We start from the raw sequence: 2,000 nt of genomic DNA on the forward strand, positions 1-2,000 counted from the left end.
GGCTCCTGCCCCCCGGAGCCGCCGTGGCGGCAGCCGTCGGCGTCTGCGCCGAGGTGCCCGGCACGGGCCGTACCGACTGCTCGGTGATCTGCGTCATGGCGCCTCCCCAGGGGAACCTGGCGGGGCGGGAACGCCTCTTGGCAGAGATGTGGGAGGAATAAGCGGAGCGAACATTCAAGGCACCCTAACGAGTGCGTCAACCACTTGTTAACCCGGGTGTCGCCCAGAGGCCACCGTGTACGGAAACGGGCGTCGAAGTCCTCCGGGCCGGTCTGGACGAGGACGAGCCGGGCACTGTGTCCCGTGCCCTTCCCCAGCTCCCAGGTGACCGTTCCGCGCGGCTGCCAGGTGTAGGTGAGCGAGTTCGGCGCCCGCACCTCCGTCGAACCGTTTCACATAGGACTCGTGCAGCTCACCGCTCCGGTCATGAGCGGTCTCGACCGGCCCCGCCGCCGAGCAGCCGGTCCAGCGCGGTGAGGCAGAGATGCCAGGGCGAAGAGGGCGGCGTCGGAGGCGGGATCGGAAGCGCGGCCGGAAGCAGCGGGATCCTGCGGGATGTCGTGGGGCGGGTCGGTGTTCATGGGGAGTCGTCCTCCATCGCGTCGAGTTGCCGTTCGAGCGCGTCGAGCGCGCCGGACCACAGATGCCGGTAGTGGGCGAGCCAGGTGTCGAGTTCCGCGAGAGGCTCGGGCCGCAGCTCGTACCAGCGGCGCTGGGCGTCCTGCCGGACCTCGACAAGACCGGCGTCGCGCAGCACCTTCAGATGCTTCGAGGTGCCGGGCTGGCTCAGCCCGAGCCGCTCCGTGAGCTGCCCGACCGTGTGCGGACGGTCGAGGAGAAGATCGAGGATCTTCCGCCGGTTCGGCTCTGCGAGGACGTCGAACGGTATGGACATGGCCTGAACATACCCAAACGGCTATATAACCTGCCAGCCATGCACGGTGTGTCTCCATGCGATTACGTGAGGTTTCGGCCATCGACACCGTAAAGGAGCGCCACTCTGGCCGGATCCGCCTCGTGACAGGGCGTCAGCAATGCCTTCATAGTTGTAACTTCGGGCCTTCGAAGGCCGATCTCCGCCCACTGGGGAAATCGGCCTCCTGAATCGCCCTGCGGTACCGCGCGATGTCACTGCAAAGAATTGCGGCCCAGACCGTCCGGCCTCACAGAACGGCGCAAGGAGAGCGGCCGTGCATGACGAATTCCTGTGTCATGTCACCGCATATGGAGTCTGCGGTGGACAGCGTATCGGCGTACCCCTCGGCACATATCGCGCTCCCACTCTGGCACTTGCACTGTGGTGGCTGCGGGACCGTGCGACCTGGATCGCCGAACGACTCGATCCCAGCCCGGAAAGCGCGCATTTTCCGGCGGGAGCTCTCGCCCCGGTGGCGGAGAGCGTACCGGACGTACCTGCGACGCTCCGGGCCTGGCGGGACGATGTGGCCCACCAGGACCTGGTCGCCGAGCATTTGGCCGCCGGAAGGCTGCTGCGTGTCGCCACACGTGACGACACCACGGAATATGAACTGCTCGCGGAATCGGTGGACGCGCTGAGAATGGACCGGGCGCTTCCGGTTCTGCTCGGCGCCGCCCCGGGACCGGAAACACACCGCGAGGAGCGCCCGTTGGCGGCTTCCGCGGCGACTGCGGCGGCCGGAGGCCATGAGTACCGAAGACACCCTGGCCACACCGACCGGCAGCGGATGACGAGCGAGGAATCCCTCGGCGAAACCATCCGGCTGGGACGGCTGCACGGATGAATTTCCCGGCGGGCCCGGAGGAGGGAGCGAAACGCTCCCGGTGATCCCGGCCCGCCACCTCACACCTACGGCCCGGTCCGTTCAGTCCGCCGCGCTTTCTCCCTGCGCGATTTCGATATGCGTATGGAGGTCATTCGCCGCGCCCACCGCCGTGGCACCGGACAGCGTCACACAGCACAGCAGCACGCCCGCGATCAGCCGCCCGGTCCGCGGCGGGACCGGCGGGCCGCTCGCCAC

At 67.8% G+C, this 2,000-nt stretch carries 1 protein-coding gene and 1 pseudogene; one reads left to right on the top strand and one right to left on the bottom strand.

Annotation, left to right across the window (positions count from 1 at the left end; translation table 11 throughout):
- Positions 1-577: 577 nt before the first annotated feature.
- Entirely contained in the window at positions 578-895 is a 318-nt protein-coding gene (locus GA0115259_RS38120) for an ArsR/SmtB family transcription factor (RefSeq protein WP_093605198.1), read from the bottom strand.
- A 295-nt stretch (positions 896-1,190) separates the two neighbouring features.
- Here GA0115259_RS38120 and GA0115259_RS38125 point away from each other — a divergent pair.
- Positions 1,191-1,586 (top strand): annotated as a pseudogene (locus tag GA0115259_RS38125) (hypothetical protein); the annotation flags it as partial.
- Positions 1,587-2,000 lie beyond the last annotated feature (414 nt).

The sequence above is a fragment of the Streptomyces sp. MnatMP-M17 genome (assembly GCF_900091995.1).
In the GTDB taxonomy this organism is placed as follows: domain Bacteria; phylum Actinomycetota; class Actinomycetes; order Streptomycetales; family Streptomycetaceae; genus Streptomyces.